Raw genomic sequence first — 19646 nt, 5'->3', positions numbered from 1 at the left:
AAGATGATTTTTGAAATGATTTCATTGGGTTCGTTGGATAACTTAAAAATAAAAAATGTGATCTGCCTCACAAAATAGTTATAAAGTTTGATAAAGCCATAGTCACTGCCCAAATAGGCTTGTTATACTTTTACCTGTCATTATGACTTTTTAACAGAAGGAACAATCAATGAAAACAACATTAAAACTTACCGCTATTGCAGCGATGTCAGCATTTATTTTAACCGGTTGTGCGACTCAAGATAAGAGTGCAGAAGCAGATGCGCAGCTTCAACAACAAGCGGTATTAGGTCTTAACTGGATTCAACAATCAGGTGAATACCAAGCCCTTTCTTACCAAGCATACAATGCGGCAAAAGTGGCATTTGATCACGCTAAAGTGAAAAAAGGTAAGAAAAAAGCTGTTGTGGTGGACTTAGATGAAACCATGTTAGATAACAGCCCTTATGCAGGTTGGCAAGTTCAAAACAATAAACCATTTGATGGCAAAGACTGGACTCGTTGGGTAGAAGCTCGTCAATCAGGTGTGGTACCAGGTGCAGTAGAATTCAATAACTATGTAAATACCCATGGCGGTAAAATGTTCTATGTTTCTAATCGTAAAGACATCAATGAAAAAGCAGGTACGATTGATGACATGAAACGTTTAGGTTTTAATGGTGTTGAAGATTCAGCGTTTTACTTGAAAAAAGATAAATCACCAAAAGCAGCACGTTTTGAAGAAATTGAAAAACAAGGTTATGAAATCGTTGTTTATGTGGGTGATAACCTAGATGACTTCGGTGATGCGATCTACGGTAAACAAAATGCAGAACGTCGTGATTTCGTTGCACAAAACAAAGCGAAATTTGGTAAAACATTCATCGTATTACCTAACCCGAACTACGGTGGCTTTGAAGGCGGCTTAGCAAAAGATTATTTCAAAGGCGATTCAAGCAGCAAAGTGAAAGCGCGTTTAAATGCAGTTAAAGCTTGGGATGGTAAATAATTCCCTTCTTGAGATAAACAAACACCCGCAGAGATGCGGGTGTTTTGTTTTAGTCTAAAAGTGCGGTCTATTTTCGCATCATTTTTTCTTTATGAGATGCGAAGTCCGCGCCTTTCGCCAGCATGCGAAGTTGTAAAATAACACGCTCTTTTAGTAAATCTTGTTCAGCTTTTGTCATGTCTAAAGCGTTGGAACCTGCCGTGAATACGATGGTTACCATTCCCTCAGCCTGAACATAAGACACATATTGCGAGTAGTGATTTTTCTTCGCAATATATTCAGCCAATTCATCAACAAAGTGTTTGATTTCACGAGCGGCTGCAGTACGGAAAGCCTGAGATGTGCCCGAACTTTCACGTAAGAGCAAACGGAACACGTTGGTGCTGTGAGTTATAAATTCAAAAAAGGTTTCCACGGATACGCGGATCACACTGCCACCTGCATCAATACGTTTACGCGCTTGGCGCATTAATTGACGGAGGGTTAAACCTGCTTCATCTACCATTTCTAATCCGAGCTCATCCATATCGCTAAAGTGGCGATAGAAAGAAGTTGGTGCAATGCCCGCTTCACGGGCAACTTCACGCAAGCTTAAATTAGAAAAGCTTTTTTCTGCACTCAATTGATTGAATGCAGCGTCAATTAAAGCTCGACGGGTTTTTTCTTTTTGAATTGCTCGAACACCAGCCATTGGGTTTTCCTCAGCTTATGATAAATTATTTTTTATTCGCTAAAATCGATTTAACTTGTTCACTGACCGCACTTGCAACGCGTTCATAGCGATTACGTAATGGTGAACCTGGGCGGTAAACGAGAGCAATAGTACGAGACGGTTCTGGCGAATGACAAGGAATATATTTTACACCTGCACGTGTGCCTTCATTTAATACAGCAAGTTCTGGCATAAAGGTGATGCCTGCATTAGCTGCCACCATATTACGCAACGTTTCAAGGCTAGTGGCTTGGAAGTGAGAATCTTCCTTCGCTCCAGCCGTGAAACAATAATCCAATGCTTGATTACGTAAGCAATGACCGTCATCTAACATGAGCATTTCTTGACCTTTTAAGGTATTCATAGATATTTTGGTTTCTGAAGCCCATGGATGTTCTTCTGAAACTGCCAGTAACATTTTTTCATCAAAAATAGGCACTTCGATAAACGCTTCAGTTTCGGGTACGCGAGCGACAATCGCACAATCTAGGCGGCCCGTTTCTAATTGTTCTAATAATTGATGGGTTTGAGCTTCGTAAAGAAATACTTCAAGATCAGGGAAAGTTTCTTTCAATGTTGGTACAATGTAGGGTAGTAGATAAGGACCAACAGTTGGGATGAGTCCAATGTGTAATGGACCCGTCATTTCTTTACCTTGATTACTAGCCATTTCTTTAAGTAATTTTACTTCACGTAATACAGTGCGAGCTTGATCGACAAGTAACATACCAGATTGCGTGAAGAGTACTTTACGGCTCGTACGTTCAAGTAAAATAATGCCTAATTCATCTTCGAGTTTGCGAATTTGGCCACTTAAAGTGGGTTGGCTAACATTGCAAGAATCCGCCGCTCGACGGAAATGTTTAAACTCGGAAAGGGCTACTAAGTATTCTAAATCACGAATATTCATAGGGTTCTCACTTTATAGAATATGTCAATTAAAAGGATAGAATTAATTGATTATGACTATATCACAAAACTTTCTATAATGCCTATCAAGTTTTTAGGATAAATTAATTTTACTCACAGAGGAGACACATTATGTCTAATATGGAAGGAAAAAAAGTTCCACAAGTTACATTCCGCACTCGCCAAGGCGATCAATGGGTTGATGTGACCACATCTGAATTATTTGATAACAAAACAGTTGTTGTTTTCTCATTACCAGGTGCATTCACGCCAACTTGTTCATCTTCTCACTTACCACGTTATAACGAACTTGCGCCAGTGTTCAAAAAACATGGTGTAGATGATATTTTAGTTGTGTCTGTAAACGATACTTTCGTTATGAATGCTTGGAAAGAAGCGGAAGAAGCACACAATGTAAAATTTATTCCAGATGGCAACGGTACTTTCACTGAAGGTATGGGCATGTTAGTTGGAAAAGATGATTTAGGTTTTGGTAAACGTTCTTGGCGCTATTCTATGCTCGTGAAAAATGGCGTAGTGGAAAAAATGTTTATTGAACCAAATGAGCCAGGCGATCCGTTTAAAGTATCTGATGCTGATACCATGTTGAAATACATTGCACCAGATTTCCAAGTGCAAGAATCAATCGCTATCTTCACAAAACCAGGCTGCCCATATTGCGCGAAAGCAAAACAACTTTTACGTGATAAAGGTTTAAGCTTTGAAGAAATCGTATTAGGTCAAGATGCAACTATCGTGAGTGTACGTGCGGTTTCTGGTCGTGCAACTGTGCCACAAGTATTTATCGGTGGTAAACACATCGGCGGTAGCGACGATTTAGAAAAATACTTTGCATAATTGATTGCAGGTAGGAATTTTTTATATTTTTGATTATTAGGAACATAATTTAAAAGGGAGCGAAAGCTCCCTTTTTTGTTGTCTATTGTATTGTTATGTTCTTAAGCGTTAAAACCAATGTAGCAAACCGAGATTAAAACGACGTAGAAAATGACCGCACTTAGCAGTAATAATTTTACGGCAAGTTTAGGTTTGTGCTGATGCAACTTATAAAGTAAACGTGCAATCAAAACCAAAACAAAGGGGTAAACCCAAAAGATAATCGAGAAAAGATCGATCTGAAAATCGCTTAGTGTAGGGTTTTTCACAAAAGAAGTAGAAAGCAAAGATGCCATAGGCCACAGTAAAATGGGTAAACAAAATGCCGCAATTCCCCAAGCGAAGCTGCTAAATCCTGTCGGCATAGTTTGTTTTTTCATAATGAACCTTATATGATGAACAAAAATTAAATGAAAAAGGAATATAGCAAATGCAGCCTTTATTTGGTAGCGAAACTGATGGGATTCAAGAGAGAAAATTGGTGAAACGTCTATTAAGAAAGAAAAAAATTACGTTTATTTTGACCGCACTTTGCGCGGTGATTTATCTCTTGCAGAATATCGGATTTGAAGAGCCAATGATGGATTTATTCCATTATCCGGCTTATTCTTGGGAAGATCAGGAAGTATGGCGCTATTTCACCCATGCTATTGTTCATTTGTCGGTACCCCATATTTTATTTAATCTTTCGTGGTTCTGGTTATTTGGTGGCGCGATTGAGCGCCGATTTGGTTCTTTCCATTTTTTATTATTGGTCTTAGTGTCTGCCGCAGTGAGTGGTGCTGTACAGAATTACTTTACCGGTCCAGCCTTTTTCGGGTTATCTGGTGTCGTTTATGCCGTGTTAGGTTATGTGTTGGTGGTGGACAAATTGCACCCACATAGCTTTGACTTACCAGAAGGCTTTTTCACGATGTTGCTGGTAGGGCTTGTATTTGGCTTTATTAGTCCGCTTTTTGGTATTAATATAGGCAACGCTGCCCACATTTCAGGCTTTATCTTAGGATTGGTTTGGGGATTTCTGCAGAGTAAAATTAAGGCTAAATCGTTTAGCTAATTCAAATTTATAGGCATTTATATGAAGCAATCATTACGCCATCAGAAAATTATTGAGCTTGTGAAGCTAAAAGGGTATGCCAGTACAGAAGAGCTGGTTATCGAACTGGAAGTCAGCCCACAGACCATTAGACGCGATCTGAATATCCTTGCTGAACAAGATTTAATTCGTCGTCATCATGGTGGTGCGGCCCCTTCTTCTACCGCAGAAAATTCTGATTACATTGAACGTAAACAATTTTTCCCTTCCCAAAAAAGTGCCATTGCTCGTGAAGTGGCAAAACGTATTCCAAATGGTGCCTCCTTATTTATTGATATTGGAACCACGCCTGAAGCTGTTGCAAGTGCCTTGTTAAACCATGAACGGTTACGCATTGTGACAAATAATATCAATGCCGCTCATTTATTACGCCAAAATGAAACTTTTGATATTACAATGGCGGGTGGCTCCTTACGTAAGGATGGGGGCATTATTGGTGAGGCAACGGTTAATTTTATTTCGCAATTCCGGTTAGACTTTGGAATTCTGGGCATTAGTGCAATTGACCTTGATGGTTCATTGTTGGACTATGATTACCATGAAGTCCAAGTTAAACGAGCCATTATAGAAAGCTCTCGCCAAACGTTATTAGCGACCGACCATTCGAAATTCTCTCGACAAGCGATTGTACGGTTAGGTGAGCTTAAAGATGTGGATTACCTTTTCACCGATGATGTGCCAAAACAAATTGCAGATTATTTAGAAAATAGCAATACAAAGTTAGTGATTTGCAAATGATAGAAATAGGAAGTGCGGCCAAAATTGACCGCACTTTTTTTGTAAGCATCCGTGCTTAGCCACTGCTGTTTCGACCAATTCAAAATTAACTTCATTCACCCAACCTCCTTATTGATGTGAGATGAAACTAATTTTGCTGCAATAGTTGTTAAATTTTAGGGATAAAAACGGAAGGCAAATCATTCGACTGCCAATTCTTTATTTAGGACTACGGGGAAGGTTTGCTTGAAGAGTCAAGAAAGACAAGAGCTTGATAGATCAAGTGGGTACATCGAGATCCCTCTCTAAATGTAATTTATTTATACTGCTGTTTTGGTAAAAAGGGAACCTTGAAATTATAAATATGTGATCGAGATCACAAATTAAATGCAAAAAGAAAGCTGCTTATTTTTGTTTAGAAAATAAGCGGCTATTTTACTGATTTTTTATCGATTTAAATTCACTGCACCTTCATAACCAAGTTGTCGCCACGCCTCATAAATCGTCACGGCTACCGAGTTAGATAAGTTCATACTACGGCTATTTGCGGTCATAGGAATACGGATTTTTTGTTCCATTGGCATCTTATCTAAAATAGACATAGGAATACCACGTGTTTCAGGGCCAAACATCAAATAATCGCCTAATTCAAATTGCACTTCGCTATGTGCGGGGCTGCCTTTGGTTGTAAGTGCAAAAAGACGTTTAGGTTTTTCACTTTCTAAAAAGGCTTCAAAGGTTTTGTGCTTTTTGATTTCAGCAAATTCATGATAATCCAAACCTGAGCGACGTAATTTTTTATCATCCCATGTAAAGCCAAGTGGCTCGATTAAATGAAGGCGAAAGCCGGTGTTGGCACAAAGGCGAATAATATTTCCCGTATTTTGTGGAATTTCAGGTTCGTATAACACAATATCTAACATAATCATTTCCTAATCTTTTTGATACAGGCGATAACTCACCATACCTGTAGTTTTTTCTTTTAATAATTGCCAATTGTCAGGCACGCTAAGCGGTTTATCTTTTTCTGTTTCAACATAAATCAACGCATGGGGTAACAGCCAATTCTTTTCCTCCAAGAGAGCAATTGCTTGTTCTGCTAAGCCAAAATGAAAAGGTGGATCTAAAAATACCACATCAAAGTGCGGTTGATTTTGCACTTGTTTTAAAAATTCTAAACTATTTTGATTGATCACTTGAGCTTGTTCACTCGTTGTTTTTAGAGTTTGCAAGTTTTTCTTTAATTGGTTTGCCACATTTTTATCTAACTCTAAAAACGTCACCTGTTTCGCTTGGCGAGAAAGGGCTTCAAAACCAAGTGATCCACTGCCCGCAAAGCAATCAAGACAATGGCTATCCACAATGTAAGGCATCAACCAGTTGAATAAGGTTTCTTTTACGCGATCGCCTGTTGGACGCAAACCTTCAGCATTTAAAACTGGTAATTTTCGTCCACGCCAAAGACCCGCGATGATTCGAACTTCGCCTTTTGCATTTTGAACTTGCATTTTTTTCATAAAGAAACAGATTTTTAGTGAAAATTGTGCTTAGTTTAGACGATTTTTTGCTAGAATAGGCAGTATTTTTTACAGATTTGTGTTTAAGAGAAGAATTTATGTCAGAAGAAAAGAAAAAAGGTGGATTTTGGGCCTCCCTTTTTGGTCGCAATAAAAAGCAAGAAGAACAAAAAATTGAGCCAATTATTGAAGAGCCATCTGTAGAACCTGCTGATGTTTCGCCTGAGAAAGAAATTGTTCACGCTGAAGAGAACGTTCAATTAGAACAAGTTGAACAGGAAGAATTACAGGAATTAGCTGAACAACTGCAAGAAGATAAAGCAGAAGAGGTCGTTGTTGAGCACCTTGAACCTATCGTCGAAGAAGTGATTTCACCTGAAAGTGCGGTCAATGTTGAACCTGTTTTAGATACACCGGTGATTGAAACAATTGACGAAGAAACGGTAAAAACAGAAGAAATTGCTACCGCACTTCCTACAGCAGAGCCAGCAGAAAGCATTATTGAACAAGATAATGTCATTGAAGATCTTCCTGTGGTTGAAGCTAAGATTGAGCCTGAAATTGTTGACGATGTTAAAGACGAATTACGTTCAGATATCAATACCGAAACGCAAGAAAAACCAAGTGAAGGTGGCTTTTTCAGTCGTTTAGTCAAAGGCTTACTCAAAACCAAACAAAATATTGGTGCGGGTTTCCGTTCTTTCTTTTTAGGCAAGAAAATTGATGATGATTTGTTTGATGAGTTGGAAGAGCAACTTTTAATTGCCGATATTGGCGTGCCAACAACTAATAAAATCATTAAGAATTTAACGGAGCATGCAAGTCGTAAACAATTACAAGATGCGGAATTACTTTACCAACAACTTAAAGTTGAAATGGCGGAGATCTTAAAACCTGTCGCGCAGCCGCTAGTTATTGATACCACTAAAAAACCGTATGTTATTTTAATGGTTGGCGTAAACGGTGTAGGTAAAACAACCACAATTGGTAAGTTAGCTCGTAAATTCCAAAATGAAGGTAAATCAGTCATGTTAGCAGCAGGGGATACTTTCCGTGCGGCAGCAGTAGAACAACTTCAAGTATGGGGTGAGCGTAATAATATTCCGGTGGTGGCACAAAGTACGGGTTCAGATTCTGCGTCGGTGATTTTTGATGCGATGCAATCTGCCGCAGCACGTAACATTGATATTTTAATTGCAGATACGGCAGGACGTTTACAAAATAAAAATAATCTCATGGATGAATTGAAGAAAATTGTTCGTGTCATGAGAAAATACGATGAAACCGCACCGCACGAAATTATGCTTACTCTTGATGCGGGTACAGGACAAAATGCAATTAGCCAAGCGAAACTCTTTGATGAAGCAGTTGGACTAACCGGTATCTCATTAACCAAGTTAGACGGTACAGCAAAAGGTGGGGTAATTTTCGCCATTGCAGATCAGTTTAATTTACCAATTCGTTATATTGGTGTGGGTGAAAAGATTGAAGATTTACGCGAATTCAATGCGGAAGAATTTATTGAAGCATTGTTTGTTCACGAAAATGAAGAATAAAAAGGAATAATAAAGTGATTCGATTTTCAAATGTCTCTAAAGCTTATCACGGTGCGACTCAGCCGGCCTTGCAGGGTTTGAATTTTCATCTGCCTGTCGGAAGTATGACTTATCTTGTTGGGCATTCTGGCGCGGGTAAAAGTACCTTGCTTAAATTAATCATGGGAATGGAAAAGGCGAATGCCGGTAATATTTGGTTTAATGGTCATGATATTACGCGTTTGTCTAAATATGAAATCCCATTTTTACGTCGTCAAATCGGTATGGTTCACCAAGATTACCGTTTATTAACGGATCGTAGCGTGGCAGAAAATGTGGCGTTGCCATTGATTATTGCTGGCATGAACCCGAAAGAAGCGCATACACGTGCATTGGTTGCGTTAGATCGCGTGGGTTTACGCAGTAAAGCGAATTATATGCCGCCACAAATCTCAGGTGGGGAACAACAACGCGTAGATATCGCGCGTGCAATCGTACATAAACCGCAACTTTTATTAGCGGATGAGCCGACTGGCAATCTTGATGATGAACTTTCCTTAGGGATTTTTAATCTTTTTGAAGAGTTTAATCGTTTAGGCATGACAGTCTTGATTGCGACACACGATATCAATTTAATTCAAAAAAAACCAAAACCATGTCTTGTACTTGAACAAGGCTATTTACGCTATTAAGGATAAAAAATGACAAGACGTATTGATGCTTCTTTTGGCGCGCAAACTGCCTATACTTTGCGTTCTGTTTGGGGCGATTTAGTAAAACGTAAATTTGGTACATTGCTAACAATTTTAGTCATTGCCGTGTCTTTAACGATTCCAACGGTGAGCTATTTGTTATGGAAAAATTTACATTTAGCGACGACTCAATTTTATCCGGAAAGCGAACTCACAATCTACTTACACAAAAATTTAAGTGAAGAAGATGCTAACTTAGTGGTGGAAAAAATCCGTCAACAAGAAGGCGTGGAATCTTTAAATTATGTTTCTCGCCAAGAAAGCTTAAAAGAATTTAAAAGTTGGTCTGGTTTTGGTGAAGAATTAGAGATTTTAGATGATAATCCATTACCGGCAGTCGTGATGGTGAAGCCGTCTAAAGACTTTAATGCATCTGAAAAACGAGCAGAATTACGTACCAACTTAAATAAAATTAAAGGTGTGCAAGAAGTTCGTTTAGATAACGATTGGATGGAAAAATTGACCGCACTTTCGTGGTTATTTGCGCATGTGGCAATTTTCTGCACGGTTTTGATGACTATTGCGGTATTCCTTGTTATCGGAAATAGTATTCGCTCTGATGTCTATAGTAGCCGAGCAAGTATTGATGTGATGAAACTATTAGGCGCAACGGATCAATTCATTCTTCGTCCTTATCTTTATACAGGCATGATTTATGCCGTATTGGGTGGATTGGTTACAGCGCTGTTTAGCAGTCTTATTGTCGGGTACTTTACTTCGGCGGTGAAGTATGTGACAGATATCTTTGCGGTCACATTTGAGCTCAATGGATTAGGTGTTGGTGAGCTAATCTTCTTATTAGTCAGCTGCTTGATTATGGGCTATGTTGGTGCTTGGATTGCTGCAACAAGACATATTGCAATGTTAGATAATAAACTATAAATTTCATTTATATTAAAGTGCGGTCATTTTTTGTCGTGTTTTCATCTGAAAAACATTCGGGAAAATGACCGCACTTTTTTGTATGTGGAAATTAATTGAACAAAAAGCTTGCATAATTAGGTGTTTTTGTGTAATATCCACAGGCTTTCAGATATTGAAAGCCGTTTAATGTAATCATTTATTAAACGAGTATTACGATATGTAATACTAACAATGTTTCCGATTTGGAGACTATATAACAGGTAACTTACACCTCCTTTTCTATTTTGAAGTTAGAATTGTGATTGGTGTTAGTTTTTTATTAGCTAAATTTTATTGGAGCTCTGGTCTAATGCAGAACCAAAGAATCCGTATCCGCTTAAAAGCTTTCGATCACCGTTTGATCGATCAATCTACTGCGGAGATCGTAGAAACAGCTAAACGTACTGGTGCACAAGTTCGTGGTCCAATCCCTTTACCAACTCGTAAAGAGCGTTTCACCGTGTTGATTTCTCCACACGTGAACAAAGACGCGCGTGATCAATACGAAATTCGTACACACAAACGTTTAGTAGATATCGTAGAGCCAACAGAAAAAACTGTTGATGCATTAATGCGTTTAGATTTGGCTGCCGGCGTGGACGTGCAGATCAGCCTAGGTTAATTAAGAGGTTATTACAATGATTGGTTTAGTCGGTCGTAAAGTTGGTATGACCCGTATCTTCAATGAAGACGGTGTTTCTGTACCAGTTACCGTTATCGAAATCGAAGCCAACCGCGTAACTCAAGTTAAAACTCTTGAAAACGATGGCTATACTGCAGTTCAAGTTACTACAGGTTCTAAAAAAGCGAATCGTGTAACTAAACCTGAAGCAGGTCATTTCGTGAAAGCAGGTGTTGAAGCTGGTCGCGGTTTATGGGAATTTCGTACTGAAGGTGAAGAATTCACTTTAGGTCAAGAAATCAATGTTGACATCTTTGCAGATGTTAAAAAAGTAGATGTTACTGGTACTTCTAAAGGTAAAGGTTTCCAAGGTGGTGTTAAACGTTGGAACTTCCGTACTCAAGATGCTACACACGGTAACTCTTTATCACATCGTGTACTTGGTTCTATTGGTCAAAACCAAACTCCAGGTCGTGTGTTTAAAGGTAAAAAAATGGCAGGACATTTAGGTGCTGAGCGTGTAACCGTTCAATCACTTGAAGTTGTTCGTGTAGATGCTGAGCGTAAATTGCTATTAGTAAAAGGTTCTGTACCTGGTGCTATCAATGGCGATGTTATCGTTAAGCCGGCAGTTAAAGCATAAGTCTAGGAGATAGAGATGGAATTACAAGTTGTAGGTGCAAACGCACTAACTGTTTCTGAAACTACCTTCGGACGTGAGTTTAACGAAGCTTTGATTCACCAAGTTGTTGTTGCTTATGCAGCAGGTGCTCGTCAAGGTACTCGTGCGCAAAAAACTCGTGCTGAAGTGTCTGGTTCAGGTAAAAAACCTTGGCGTCAAAAAGGTACAGGTCGTGCTCGTTCTGGTGATATCAAATCACCAATCTGGCGTTCTGGTGGTACAACCTTCGCGGCTAAACCACAAGATCACAGCCAAAAAGTGAACAAGAAAATGTACCGTGGTGCTATCAAAAGCATTCTTTCTGAATTAGTTCGTCAAGACCGTTTGGTTGTTGTTGAAAAATTCGAATTAGATGCACCAAAAACTAAAGTTTTAGTACAAAAATTAAAAGATTTAGCAGTTGAAGATGCGTTAATTATCACAGCAAGTTTAGATGAAAATCTATTCTTAGCGGCACGTAACTTATATAAAGTTGATGTACGTGATGTTCAAGGTATCGATCCAGTTAGCTTAATCGCTTTCGATAAAGTGATTGTTACTGTTGACGCTGTGAAACAAATTGAGGAGATCCTAGCATGAGTCAAGAACGTTTGCTAAGCGTGCTACGTGCACCGCACATCTCTGAAAAAGCAACTAACAATGCTGAAAAATCTAACACTGTTGTACTTAAAGTTGCTTTAGATGCGAACAAAGCTGAAATTGCTGCTGCTGTTGCTCAATTATTTGAAGTAAAAGTTGACTCAGTTCGTACTGTGGTTGTTAAAGGTAAAACTAAACGCCGTGGTAATAAAATGGGTCGTCGCAGCGACTGGAAAAAAGCTTATGTAACTTTAGCCGAAGGCCAAAACTTGGACTTCGTGGACAGTGCAGAGTAATCGGAGGAAATTAGAGAATGGCTATCGTTAAATGTAAGCCGACCTCCGCTGGTCGTCGTCACGTTGTTAAAATCGTGAACCCTGAATTACACAAGGGTAAACCTTACGCGCCTCTTCTAGATACTAAATCTAAAACTGGTGGTCGTAACAATTATGGTCGTATTACCACTCGCCACATCGGTGGTGGTCATAAACAACATTACCGTTTAATCGATTTCAAACGTAACAAGTTAGATATCCCAGCGGTTGTTGAACGTTTAGAATATGATCCAAACCGTTCAGCTAACATTGCTTTAGTGCTTTATAAAGATGGTGAACGCCGTTATATCTTAGCACCTAAAGGTTTGTCAGTTGGCGATCAAATCCAATCTGGCGTTAACTCACCTATTAAAGTGGGTAACTCATTACCAATGCGTAATATCCCAGTTGGTTCAACAGTACATAACGTTGAATTAAAACCAGGTAAAGGCGGTCAAATCGCTCGTTCTGCTGGTGCTTATGTACAAATCATCGCTCGTGAAGGCAACTACGTAACTTTACGTTTACGTTCAGGCGAAATGCGTAAAGTATTAGCTGAATGTGTTGCTACAATCGGTGAAGTTGGTAACTCAGAACATATGCTTCGCGTATTGGGTAAAGCTGGTGCTAACCGCTGGAGAGGCATTCGCCCTACAGTTCGTGGTACTGCAATGAACCCAGTAGATCACCCACACGGTGGTGGTGAAGGTCGTAACTTTGGTAAACACCCAGTAACTCCTTGGGGCGTTCAAACTAAAGGTAAGAAAACTCGTCACAACAAACGTACTGATAAATTCATTGTACGTCGTCGTGGCAAATAATTTAAATTAATAAGAGGATAAGCCATGCCACGTTCTCTCAAGAAAGGTCCTTTCCTTGACCTACACTTGTTGAAGAAGGTAGAGAAGGCGGTGGAAAGCGGGGATAAAAAACCAATCAAAACTTGGTCCCGTCGTTCAATGATCATTCCTTCAATGATCGGATTGACCATCGCAGTCCATAATGGTCGTCAGCACGTTCCTGTTTATGTATCTGATGAAATGATCGGCCATAAATTAGGTGAATTTGCACCGACTCGTACATACCGCGGTCACGCGGCAGATAAGAAAGCTAAGAAATAAGAGGTAAATAGATGGAAACTATCGCAAAACATCGTTACGCTCGCACTTCTGCCCAAAAAGCTCGCTTAGTTGCCGATTTAATTCGTGGTAAAAAAGTTGCGCAAGCATTAGAAATCTTAACTTTTACTAACAAAAAAGCTGCGGCTTTAGTGAAAAAAGTATTAGAGTCTGCTATTGCTAACGCAGAGCATAATGATGGTGCAGATATCGATGATCTTAAAGTTGCTAAAATCTTCGTTGACGAAGGTCCTAGCATGAAACGTGTTATGCCACGTGCTAAAGGTCGTGCAGATCGTATTTTAAAACGTACTAGCCACATCACTGTGGTTGTGTCAGATCGTTAATAAGTAGAGGAATAGCAATGGGTCAAAAAGTAAATCCAAATGGTATTCGCCTAGGTATTGTAAAACCTTGGAACTCTACTTGGTTCGCGAATACACAAGATTTTGCCGACAATCTTGACGGTGACTTCAAAGTACGCAAATTCTTAACTAAAGAATTAGCAAACGCTTCGGTTTCACGTATTACTATTGAGCGTCCAGCTAAAAGTATTCGTGTAACAATTCACACAGCTCGCCCTGGTATCGTTATCGGTAAAAAAGGTGAAGATGTTGAAAAATTACGTAACGCAGTATCTCAAATCGCTGGCGTTCCGGCTCAAATCAACATTGCTGAAGTGAAAAAACCGGAATTAGATGCAAAATTAGTTGCAGACAGCATCGCTTCTCAATTAGAACGTCGTGTAATGTTCCGTCGTGCTATGAAACGTGCAGTACAAAGCGCAATGCGTTTAGGTGCTAAAGGTATCAAAGTTGAAGTTAGCGGTCGTTTAGGTGGTGCAGAAATCGCACGTTCTGAATGGTATCGTGAAGGTCGTGTACCTCTACATACTCTTCGTGCGGACATCGATTATAACACTGCAGAAGCTCATACTACATACGGCGTAATCGGCGTTAAAGTATGGATCTTCAAAGGTGAAATTTTGGGTGGAATGGCTGCAGTTGCGCAATCAGAACAACAACCTGCCGACAAGCCTAAAAAGGCTCCGCGTGGCAAAGGTCGTAAGTAAGGAGAAACGCTAAATGTTGCAACCAAAACGTACAAAATTCCGTAAAGTTCACAAAGGCCGTAACCGTGGTATCGCGGGTGGTACTGAAGTTAGCTTCGGTACATTCGGGTTAAAAGCAGTTGGTCGTGGTCGTTTAACCGCTCGTCAAATTGAAGCGGCTCGTCGTGCAATGACACGTGCAGTTAAACGTCAAGGTAAAATCTGGATCCGTGTTTTCCCAGATAAACCAATTACTGAAAAACCATTAGAAGTCCGTATGGGTAAAGGTAAAGGTAACGTTGAGTACTGGGTAGCCTTAATCCAACCGGGTAAAGTACTTTATGAAATGGATGGTGTGTCTGAAGAGATCGCAAGACAAGCATTTGCATTAGCAGCTGCTAAATTGCCAATCAAGACTACCTTCGTAACTAAGACGGTGATGTAATGAAAGCTCAAGATTTACGTACAAAAAGTGTTGAAGAGCTGAATGATGAATTAGTGAACCTTTTAGGTGAACAATTCAAATTGCGTATGCAAACAGCCACCGGTCAGCTTCAACAAACCCATCAGGCTAAACAAGTGCGTCGTGATATCGCACGCGTTAAAACCATTTTAACTGAGAAGGCGGGTGAGTAATGACTGATAAAATTCGTAGCGTACAAGGTAAAGTTGTTAGCGACAAAATGGAAAAATCTTTCGTTGTTGCTATTGAACGTAAGGTAAAACACCCGTTATACGGTAAATTTATCCGTCGTACAACTAAATTACACGTACACGATGAGAACAACGAAGCCAAATTAGGTGATGTAGTAGAGATTCGCGAATGTCGCCCTCTCTCTAAAACCAAATCTTGGACTTTAGTTCGTGTTGTTGAGAAAGCAGTTATTGCTTAATTAACAAGTTAAAAATAAAAGCCAATGGTTTATACCGTTGGCTTTTTTCTTTCCAAAGTTTGCTAAAAAGTCATAAAAATTTGACCGCACTTTAAGCACTCTGATTTAAGCATAAAATTTTGATTGCGTTTATAGCTTGATTTTGGTAAACTCCGCCATCTATCCGCCATATATCTTTATAAGGCATGGATAGATTCGTCCCGCAAGGGTGTATTATTAACTTAACGGAGCATAAAATATGATCCAAGAACAGACTATGCTGGATGTTGCCGATAACTCTGGTGCTCGCAGTGTAATGTGTATCAAGGTTCTAGGTGGATCGCACCGTCGTTATGCTGCTATTGGTGATATCATCAAAGTTACTGTGAAAGAAGCAATTCCACGCGGTAAAGTTAAAAAAGGTGATGTATTAAAAGCAGTTGTTGTGCGCACCAAGAAGGGTGTTCGTCGCCCAGACGGATCAGTCATTCGCTTCGATGGTAACGCTTGTGTAATTTTAAACAATAACACAGAGCAACCAATCGGTACTCGTATTTTTGGACCGGTGACTCGTGAACTTCGTTCTGAGAAATTCATGAAGATCATTTCTTTGGCACCAGAAGTACTCTAAGGAGAAGTGAGAAATGGCTGCAAAAATTCGTCAAAACGATGAAGTAATCGTACTTGCCGGTAAAGACAAAGGCAAGCGTGGCAAGGTAACTAAAGTGTTACCAAACGGTAAAGTGTTTGTTGAAGGTATCAACATCATCACTAAACATGAAAAACCAGTTCCTGCTTTAGGACAAGCTGGTGGTTTAGTGAAAAAAGAAGCGGCTATCGATGCTTCTAACGTTGCGATTTTCAATCCAAAAACAAACAAAGCTGACCGTGTAGGTTTTAGATTCGAAGACGGCAAAAAAGTACGTTTCTTCAAATCTAACAATGAAATTATCTAACAAACTGGAGTAATGCGATGGCGAAACTGCATGATTACTACAGAGATCAAGTAGTAAACGAGTTAAAAAATAAATTCGGCTACAAATCTGTCATGCAAGTCCCACGAATCGAAAAGATTACCCTGAATATGGGTGTGGGTGAAGCATTGACCGATAAGAAATTGCTAGACAACGCAGTAGCGGACTTAGCAGCAATTAGCGGTCAAAAACCTTTAGTAACTAAAGCTCGTAAATCTGTTGCTGGCTTTAAAATCCGTCAGGGATATCCAATCGGTTGTAAAGTAACACTACGCGGTGAGCGTATGTGGGAGTTCTTTGAACGTTTAATTACAATTGCTGTTCCACGTATTCGTGACTTCCGCGGTTTAAGCGCGAAATCATTTGATGGTCGTGGTAACTACAGCATGGGTGTGCGTGAACAAATCATCTTCCCTGAAATCGATTACGATAAAGTAGATCGTGTACGTGGTTTAGATATCACTATCACAACTACTGCTAAGAATGATGAAGAAGGTCAAGCACTACTTGCTGCCTTTAATTTCCCATTCCGTAAATAAGGCAGGTTATAATGGCAAAACAATCAATGAAAGCACGCGATGTAAAACGCGTTAAATTGGCTGAAAAATTCTTCGCTAAACGCGCTGAATTAAAGAAAATCATTTCTGATGTCAATGCCTCTGACGAAGATCGTTGGAATGCAGTGTTGAAGTTACAAACTTTACCACGTGATTCTAGCCCTAGTCGTCAACGTAACCGTTGCCGCCAAACTGGACGTCCTCACGGCGTTTTACGTAAGTTTGGTTTAAGCCGTATTAAGGTTCGTGAAGCTGCTATGCGCGGCGAGATCCCAGGCCTTAAAAAAGCGAGCTGGTAATATACCACTTTATTTTGGAATCGGAGAAAAAGTACAATGAGTATGCAAGATCCAATCGCAGATATGTTGACTCGTATTCGTAACGGTCAAGCTGCGAACAAAGTTGCAATCAATATGCCTTCTTCCAAGCTAAAAGTGGCAATTGCCAACGTATTAGCTGCTGAAGGTTATATCGAAAGCGTTAAAGTTTTAGAAGGTGCAAAACCTGAATTGGAAATTACTTTAAAATATTTCCAAGGCAAACCGGTTGTGGAAAGCATCCAACGTGTAAGCCGTCCTGGTCTTCGTATTTACAAACGTAAAGACGAATTACCAAAAGTTATGGGTGGTTTAGGTGTTGCTGTGATTTCTACATCTAAAGGTGTTATGACTGACCGTGCAGCTCGTCAAGCGGGCTTAGGCGGTGAGATCATCTGTTACGTAGCTTAATAGAGAGGTAGGAAAATGTCTCGTGTTGCAAAGGCACCTGTTAATATTCCTGCCGGCGTTGAAGTTAAACTCGACGGTCAGCTATTAACAGTAAAAGGTAAAAATGGCGAGTTATCTCGCACAATTCATAACTCAGTTGAAGTTAAACAAGATAATGGTCAATTTACTTTCACTCCACGTGAAGGTTTTGTTGGAGCGAATGCTCAATCGGGTACAGCTCGTGCATTAGTTAATGCAATGGTTATCGGTGTTACTGAAGGCTTCACTAAGAAATTACAACTAGTGGGTGTTGGTTACAGAGCTCAAGTTAAAGGCAACGTAGTTGCATTAAGCTTAGGTTTCTCTCACCCTGTGGAGCACACTTTACCAGCAGGTATTACTGCTGAATGCCCTTCACAAACGGAAATCGTTTTAAAAGGTGCTGACAAGCAGTTAATTGGTCAAGTTGCAGCAGATATTCGCGCTTATCGCCGTCCTGAACCTTATAAAGGTAAAGGTGTACGTTACTCTGATGAAGTAGTACGTATGAAAGAGGCTAAGAAGAAATAATTAAGGTAACACTATGGATAAGAAATCAGCTCGTATCCGTCGTGCAGCTCGTGCACGTCATATGATGAGAGAGCAAGGTGTAACTCGTCTAGTTATTCACCGTACTCCGCGTCATATCTACGCACAAGTTATTGCACCAAACGGTTCAGAAGTGCTTGCCGCTGCTTCAACTGTTGAAAAAGCAATTCGTGAGCAAGTTAAATATACCGGTAATAAAGATGCCGCAGCAGTAGTAGGTAAACTTGTTGCTGAGCGCGCATTAGCAAAAGGCGTTAAAGACGTTGCTTTTGACCGTTCCGGTTTTAAATATCATGGTCGTGTCCAAACTTTAGCGGACGCTGCACGTGAAGCTGGTCTACAGTTCTAATGAGGTAAATTGAGATGTCAAACATCGAAAAACAAGCTGGTGAACTGCAAGAGAAGCTAATCGCAGTAAACCGTGTATCAAAAACTGTAAAAGGTGGTCGTATTATGAGCTTTACTGCTTTAACAGTAGTAGGCGATGGTAACGGTCGCGTAGGTTTTGGTTATGGTAAAGCTCGTGAAGTTCCGGCAGCGATCCAAAAAGCGATGGAGAAAGCACGTCGCAATATGATTAATGTCGCTTTAAATGAAGGTACATTACAACACCCAGTTAAAGGTGTTCACACTGGTTCTCGCGTATTTATGCAACCAGCTAGCGAAGGTACAGGTATCATCGCAGGTGGTGCAATGCGTTCAGTGTTAGAAGTTGCTGGTGTACGTAACGTTCTTTCTAAAGCGTATGGTTCAACCAACCCAATCAACGTTGTTCGTGCAACTATTGATGCATTAGCAAATATGAAATCACCAGAAATGGTAGCTGCTAAACGTGGCAAAACCGTTGATGAAATTTTGGGGTAATTGATAATGGCTAAAACTATTAAAGTAACTCAAGTTCGTAGCTCAATTGCTCGTTTACCGAAGCACAAAGCTACCTTGCGTGGTCTTGGTCTTCGCCATATGCACCATACTGTTGAGTTAATCGATACTCCGGCAGTACGTGGTATGATTAACCAAGTTTCATACATGGTTAAAGTGGAGGAGTAAGAGAATGCGTTTAAATACTCTATCTCCGGCTGAAGGTGCTAAGCACAGCGCAAAACGCCTTGGTCGTGGTATTGGTTCAGGTTTAGGAAAAACTGGTGGTCGTGGTCATAAAGGTCAAAAATCTCGTACTGGTGGCGGTGTTCGTCGTGGTTTCGAGGGTGGCCAAATGCCATTATACCGTCGTTTACCAAAATTTGGTTTCACTTCAATGAAATCAGCTGTAACTGCTGAAGTTCGTTTAAACGAATTAACAAAAGTTGAAGGAAATGTTGTCACTTTAGAAGCATTAAAAGCTGCAAACATTTTAACTAAAGATATTCAATTCGCTAAAGTTATCTTAGCTGGTGAAGTGAAATCTGCAGTTACTGTACGTGGTTTACGTGTAACTAAAGGTGCAAAAGCAGCAATCGAAGCTGCTGGCGGTTCAGTTGAGGAATAATTAGCAAATGGCTAAACAACCAGGTTATCAAAGCAGAAGTACTAATAGTGGTACTAGTGAACTAAAA

The 19646-nt window shown here is 39.9% G+C and carries 33 protein-coding genes; 28 read left to right on the top strand and 5 right to left on the bottom strand.

The window, feature by feature from the left end; all coding sequences use genetic code 11:
- Window positions 1–169: 169 nt before the first annotated feature.
- Window positions 170–988: a 5'-nucleotidase, lipoprotein e(P4) family gene (locus HMPREF2750_RS04940; protein WP_070582855.1), complete on the top strand. Its 819-nt coding sequence runs from the start codon at window positions 170–172 to the stop codon at window positions 986–988.
- A 67-nt stretch (window positions 989–1055) separates the two neighbouring features.
- On the opposite strand, the gene fabR is transcribed toward HMPREF2750_RS04940, so the two are convergent.
- Window positions 1056–1679: an HTH-type transcriptional repressor FabR gene (fabR, locus tag HMPREF2750_RS04935; RefSeq protein WP_054418423.1), complete on the bottom strand. Its 624-nt coding sequence runs from the start codon at window positions 1677–1679 to the stop codon at window positions 1056–1058.
- 25 nt (window positions 1680–1704) lie between these two features.
- Window positions 1705–2610: a DNA-binding transcriptional regulator OxyR gene (oxyR, locus tag HMPREF2750_RS04930; protein ID WP_070582853.1), complete on the bottom strand. Its 906-nt coding sequence runs from the start codon at window positions 2608–2610 to the stop codon at window positions 1705–1707.
- Between the two features lie 131 nt (window positions 2611–2741).
- Here oxyR and pgdx point away from each other — a divergent pair, with 131 nt between their 5' ends.
- Window positions 2742–3467 carry a hybrid peroxiredoxin PGdx gene (gene pgdx / locus HMPREF2750_RS04925; protein ID WP_070582851.1) on the top strand — a complete coding sequence of 242 codons (726 nt, stop codon included), beginning with the start codon at window positions 2742–2744 and terminating at the stop codon, window positions 3465–3467.
- A 101-nt stretch (window positions 3468–3568) separates the two neighbouring features.
- Here pgdx and HMPREF2750_RS04920 read toward each other — a convergent pair whose 3' ends face one another.
- Window positions 3569–3886, bottom strand: a complete 318-nt coding sequence (locus HMPREF2750_RS04920; RefSeq protein WP_049357240.1) for a DUF5389 domain-containing protein — start codon at window positions 3884–3886, stop codon at window positions 3569–3571.
- Between the two features lie 50 nt (window positions 3887–3936).
- Here HMPREF2750_RS04920 and HMPREF2750_RS04915 point away from each other — a divergent pair, with 50 nt between their 5' ends.
- Complete coding sequence (locus HMPREF2750_RS04915; protein WP_070582849.1) at window positions 3937–4563, top strand: rhomboid family intramembrane serine protease; 627 nt, start codon at window positions 3937–3939, stop codon at window positions 4561–4563.
- A gap of 21 nt (window positions 4564–4584) precedes the next feature.
- Window positions 4585–5340, top strand: coding sequence for a DeoR/GlpR family transcriptional regulator (locus HMPREF2750_RS04910; RefSeq protein ID WP_049373094.1), 756 nt, complete (start codon window positions 4585–4587; stop codon window positions 5338–5340).
- A gap of 425 nt (window positions 5341–5765) precedes the next feature.
- On the opposite strand, the gene trmL is transcribed toward HMPREF2750_RS04910, so the two are convergent.
- Together trmL and rsmD are read right to left on the bottom strand one after the other, a co-directional pair.
- On the bottom strand, window positions 5766–6242 hold the full coding sequence (gene trmL, locus HMPREF2750_RS04905; RefSeq protein WP_014064565.1) for a tRNA (uridine(34)/cytosine(34)/5-carboxymethylaminomethyluridine(34)-2'-O)-methyltransferase TrmL: 477 nt from the start codon (window positions 6240–6242) through the stop codon (window positions 5766–5768).
- Window positions 6243–6251: 9 nt separating this feature from the next.
- Window positions 6252–6836, bottom strand: coding sequence for a 16S rRNA (guanine(966)-N(2))-methyltransferase RsmD (gene rsmD / locus HMPREF2750_RS04900; RefSeq protein WP_054418433.1), 585 nt, complete (start codon window positions 6834–6836; stop codon window positions 6252–6254).
- A 98-nt stretch (window positions 6837–6934) separates the two neighbouring features.
- Here rsmD and ftsY point away from each other — a divergent pair, with 98 nt between their 5' ends.
- The 24 genes from ftsY (at window position 6935) to rplO (ending at window position 19579) form a co-directional block, all read left to right on the top strand.
- On the top strand, window positions 6935–8392 hold the full coding sequence (ftsY, locus tag HMPREF2750_RS04895; protein WP_070582848.1) for a signal recognition particle-docking protein FtsY: 1458 nt from the start codon (window positions 6935–6937) through the stop codon (window positions 8390–8392).
- A gap of 14 nt (window positions 8393–8406) precedes the next feature.
- On the top strand, window positions 8407–9063 hold the full coding sequence (gene ftsE, locus HMPREF2750_RS04890) for a cell division ATP-binding protein FtsE (protein WP_014064568.1): 657 nt from the start codon (window positions 8407–8409) through the stop codon (window positions 9061–9063).
- 9 nt (window positions 9064–9072) lie between these two features.
- Window positions 9073–10005, top strand: coding sequence for a permease-like cell division protein FtsX (ftsX, locus tag HMPREF2750_RS04885; protein WP_070582846.1), 933 nt, complete (start codon window positions 9073–9075; stop codon window positions 10003–10005).
- A gap of 331 nt (window positions 10006–10336) precedes the next feature.
- On the top strand, window positions 10337–10648 hold the full coding sequence (gene rpsJ, locus HMPREF2750_RS04880; RefSeq protein WP_001181005.1) for a 30S ribosomal protein S10: 312 nt from the start codon (window positions 10337–10339) through the stop codon (window positions 10646–10648).
- 16 nt (window positions 10649–10664) lie between these two features.
- Window positions 10665–11291 (top strand): 50S ribosomal protein L3, encoded by a 627-nt coding sequence (rplC, locus tag HMPREF2750_RS04875; RefSeq protein ID WP_005632753.1) that lies wholly within the window; start codon window positions 10665–10667, stop codon window positions 11289–11291.
- Between the two features lie 15 nt (window positions 11292–11306).
- Window positions 11307–11909: a 50S ribosomal protein L4 gene (rplD, locus tag HMPREF2750_RS04870; RefSeq protein ID WP_005695085.1), complete on the top strand. Its 603-nt coding sequence runs from the start codon at window positions 11307–11309 to the stop codon at window positions 11907–11909.
- Entirely contained in the window at window positions 11906–12205 is a 300-nt protein-coding gene (gene rplW, locus HMPREF2750_RS04865) for a 50S ribosomal protein L23 (RefSeq protein WP_005632756.1), read from the top strand. The genes rplD and rplW overlap by 4 nt, the downstream gene beginning before the upstream one ends.
- Before the next feature lie 17 nt (window positions 12206–12222).
- Window positions 12223–13044 (top strand): 50S ribosomal protein L2, encoded by an 822-nt coding sequence (rplB, locus tag HMPREF2750_RS04860; RefSeq protein WP_014064570.1) that lies wholly within the window; start codon window positions 12223–12225, stop codon window positions 13042–13044.
- A gap of 24 nt (window positions 13045–13068) precedes the next feature.
- Window positions 13069–13344, top strand: coding sequence for a 30S ribosomal protein S19 (gene rpsS / locus HMPREF2750_RS04855; RefSeq protein ID WP_005539416.1), 276 nt, complete (start codon window positions 13069–13071; stop codon window positions 13342–13344).
- Window positions 13345–13355: 11 nt separating this feature from the next.
- Window positions 13356–13688 carry a 50S ribosomal protein L22 gene (gene rplV, locus HMPREF2750_RS04850; RefSeq protein WP_005625897.1) on the top strand — a complete coding sequence of 111 codons (333 nt, stop codon included), beginning with the start codon at window positions 13356–13358 and terminating at the stop codon, window positions 13686–13688.
- Between the two features lie 17 nt (window positions 13689–13705).
- The gene (rpsC, locus tag HMPREF2750_RS04845) at window positions 13706–14413 is read left to right on the top strand and encodes a 30S ribosomal protein S3 (protein ID WP_005640982.1); all 708 of its coding nucleotides are present in this window, start codon (window positions 13706–13708) and stop codon (window positions 14411–14413) included.
- A gap of 13 nt (window positions 14414–14426) precedes the next feature.
- Window positions 14427–14837 carry a 50S ribosomal protein L16 gene (rplP, locus tag HMPREF2750_RS04840; RefSeq protein WP_005695088.1) on the top strand — a complete coding sequence of 137 codons (411 nt, stop codon included), beginning with the start codon at window positions 14427–14429 and terminating at the stop codon, window positions 14835–14837.
- Window positions 14837–15028: a 50S ribosomal protein L29 gene (gene rpmC, locus HMPREF2750_RS04835; protein ID WP_014064571.1), complete on the top strand. Its 192-nt coding sequence runs from the start codon at window positions 14837–14839 to the stop codon at window positions 15026–15028. Before rplP ends, rpmC begins: the two co-directional genes overlap by 1 nt.
- Entirely contained in the window at window positions 15028–15285 is a 258-nt protein-coding gene (gene rpsQ, locus HMPREF2750_RS04830) for a 30S ribosomal protein S17 (RefSeq protein WP_005695091.1), read from the top strand. Before rpmC ends, rpsQ begins: the two co-directional genes overlap by 1 nt.
- A gap of 238 nt (window positions 15286–15523) precedes the next feature.
- Window positions 15524–15895 (top strand): 50S ribosomal protein L14, encoded by a 372-nt coding sequence (rplN, locus tag HMPREF2750_RS04825; protein ID WP_005619403.1) that lies wholly within the window; start codon window positions 15524–15526, stop codon window positions 15893–15895.
- Window positions 15896–15908: 13 nt separating this feature from the next.
- Window positions 15909–16220 carry a 50S ribosomal protein L24 gene (gene rplX / locus HMPREF2750_RS04820; protein ID WP_005695092.1) on the top strand — a complete coding sequence of 104 codons (312 nt, stop codon included), beginning with the start codon at window positions 15909–15911 and terminating at the stop codon, window positions 16218–16220.
- Window positions 16221–16237: 17 nt separating this feature from the next.
- Complete coding sequence (gene rplE / locus HMPREF2750_RS04815) at window positions 16238–16777, top strand: 50S ribosomal protein L5 (RefSeq protein ID WP_005695093.1); 540 nt, start codon at window positions 16238–16240, stop codon at window positions 16775–16777.
- Between the two features lie 11 nt (window positions 16778–16788).
- Window positions 16789–17094 (top strand): 30S ribosomal protein S14, encoded by a 306-nt coding sequence (gene rpsN, locus HMPREF2750_RS04810; RefSeq protein ID WP_007242504.1) that lies wholly within the window; start codon window positions 16789–16791, stop codon window positions 17092–17094.
- Window positions 17095–17130: 36 nt separating this feature from the next.
- Window positions 17131–17523, top strand: a complete 393-nt coding sequence (gene rpsH / locus HMPREF2750_RS04805) for a 30S ribosomal protein S8 (RefSeq protein ID WP_005625877.1) — start codon at window positions 17131–17133, stop codon at window positions 17521–17523.
- 15 nt (window positions 17524–17538) lie between these two features.
- Window positions 17539–18072, top strand: coding sequence for a 50S ribosomal protein L6 (gene rplF, locus HMPREF2750_RS04800; protein WP_070582844.1), 534 nt, complete (start codon window positions 17539–17541; stop codon window positions 18070–18072).
- A 13-nt stretch (window positions 18073–18085) separates the two neighbouring features.
- On the top strand, window positions 18086–18439 hold the full coding sequence (gene rplR / locus HMPREF2750_RS04795) for a 50S ribosomal protein L18 (protein ID WP_005695097.1): 354 nt from the start codon (window positions 18086–18088) through the stop codon (window positions 18437–18439).
- Window positions 18440–18453: 14 nt separating this feature from the next.
- Window positions 18454–18954 (top strand): 30S ribosomal protein S5, encoded by a 501-nt coding sequence (gene rpsE / locus HMPREF2750_RS04790; RefSeq protein WP_005695098.1) that lies wholly within the window; start codon window positions 18454–18456, stop codon window positions 18952–18954.
- A 6-nt stretch (window positions 18955–18960) separates the two neighbouring features.
- A complete protein-coding gene (gene rpmD / locus HMPREF2750_RS04785; protein WP_005543631.1) occupies window positions 18961–19140 on the top strand; it encodes a 50S ribosomal protein L30 in 180 nt (59 codons plus the stop codon).
- A 4-nt stretch (window positions 19141–19144) separates the two neighbouring features.
- Window positions 19145–19579, top strand: coding sequence for a 50S ribosomal protein L15 (rplO, locus tag HMPREF2750_RS04780; protein ID WP_005695100.1), 435 nt, complete (start codon window positions 19145–19147; stop codon window positions 19577–19579).
- The last annotated feature ends 67 nt before the right edge of the window (window positions 19580–19646 follow it).

It is taken from the genome of Haemophilus sp. HMSC066D02, assembly GCF_001810545.1.
Classification (GTDB): Bacteria; Pseudomonadota; Gammaproteobacteria; order Enterobacterales; family Pasteurellaceae; genus Haemophilus_D.
The sequence above is the reverse complement of the archived record's forward strand: the minus strand, read 5'-3'. Positions and strand labels throughout refer to the sequence as shown.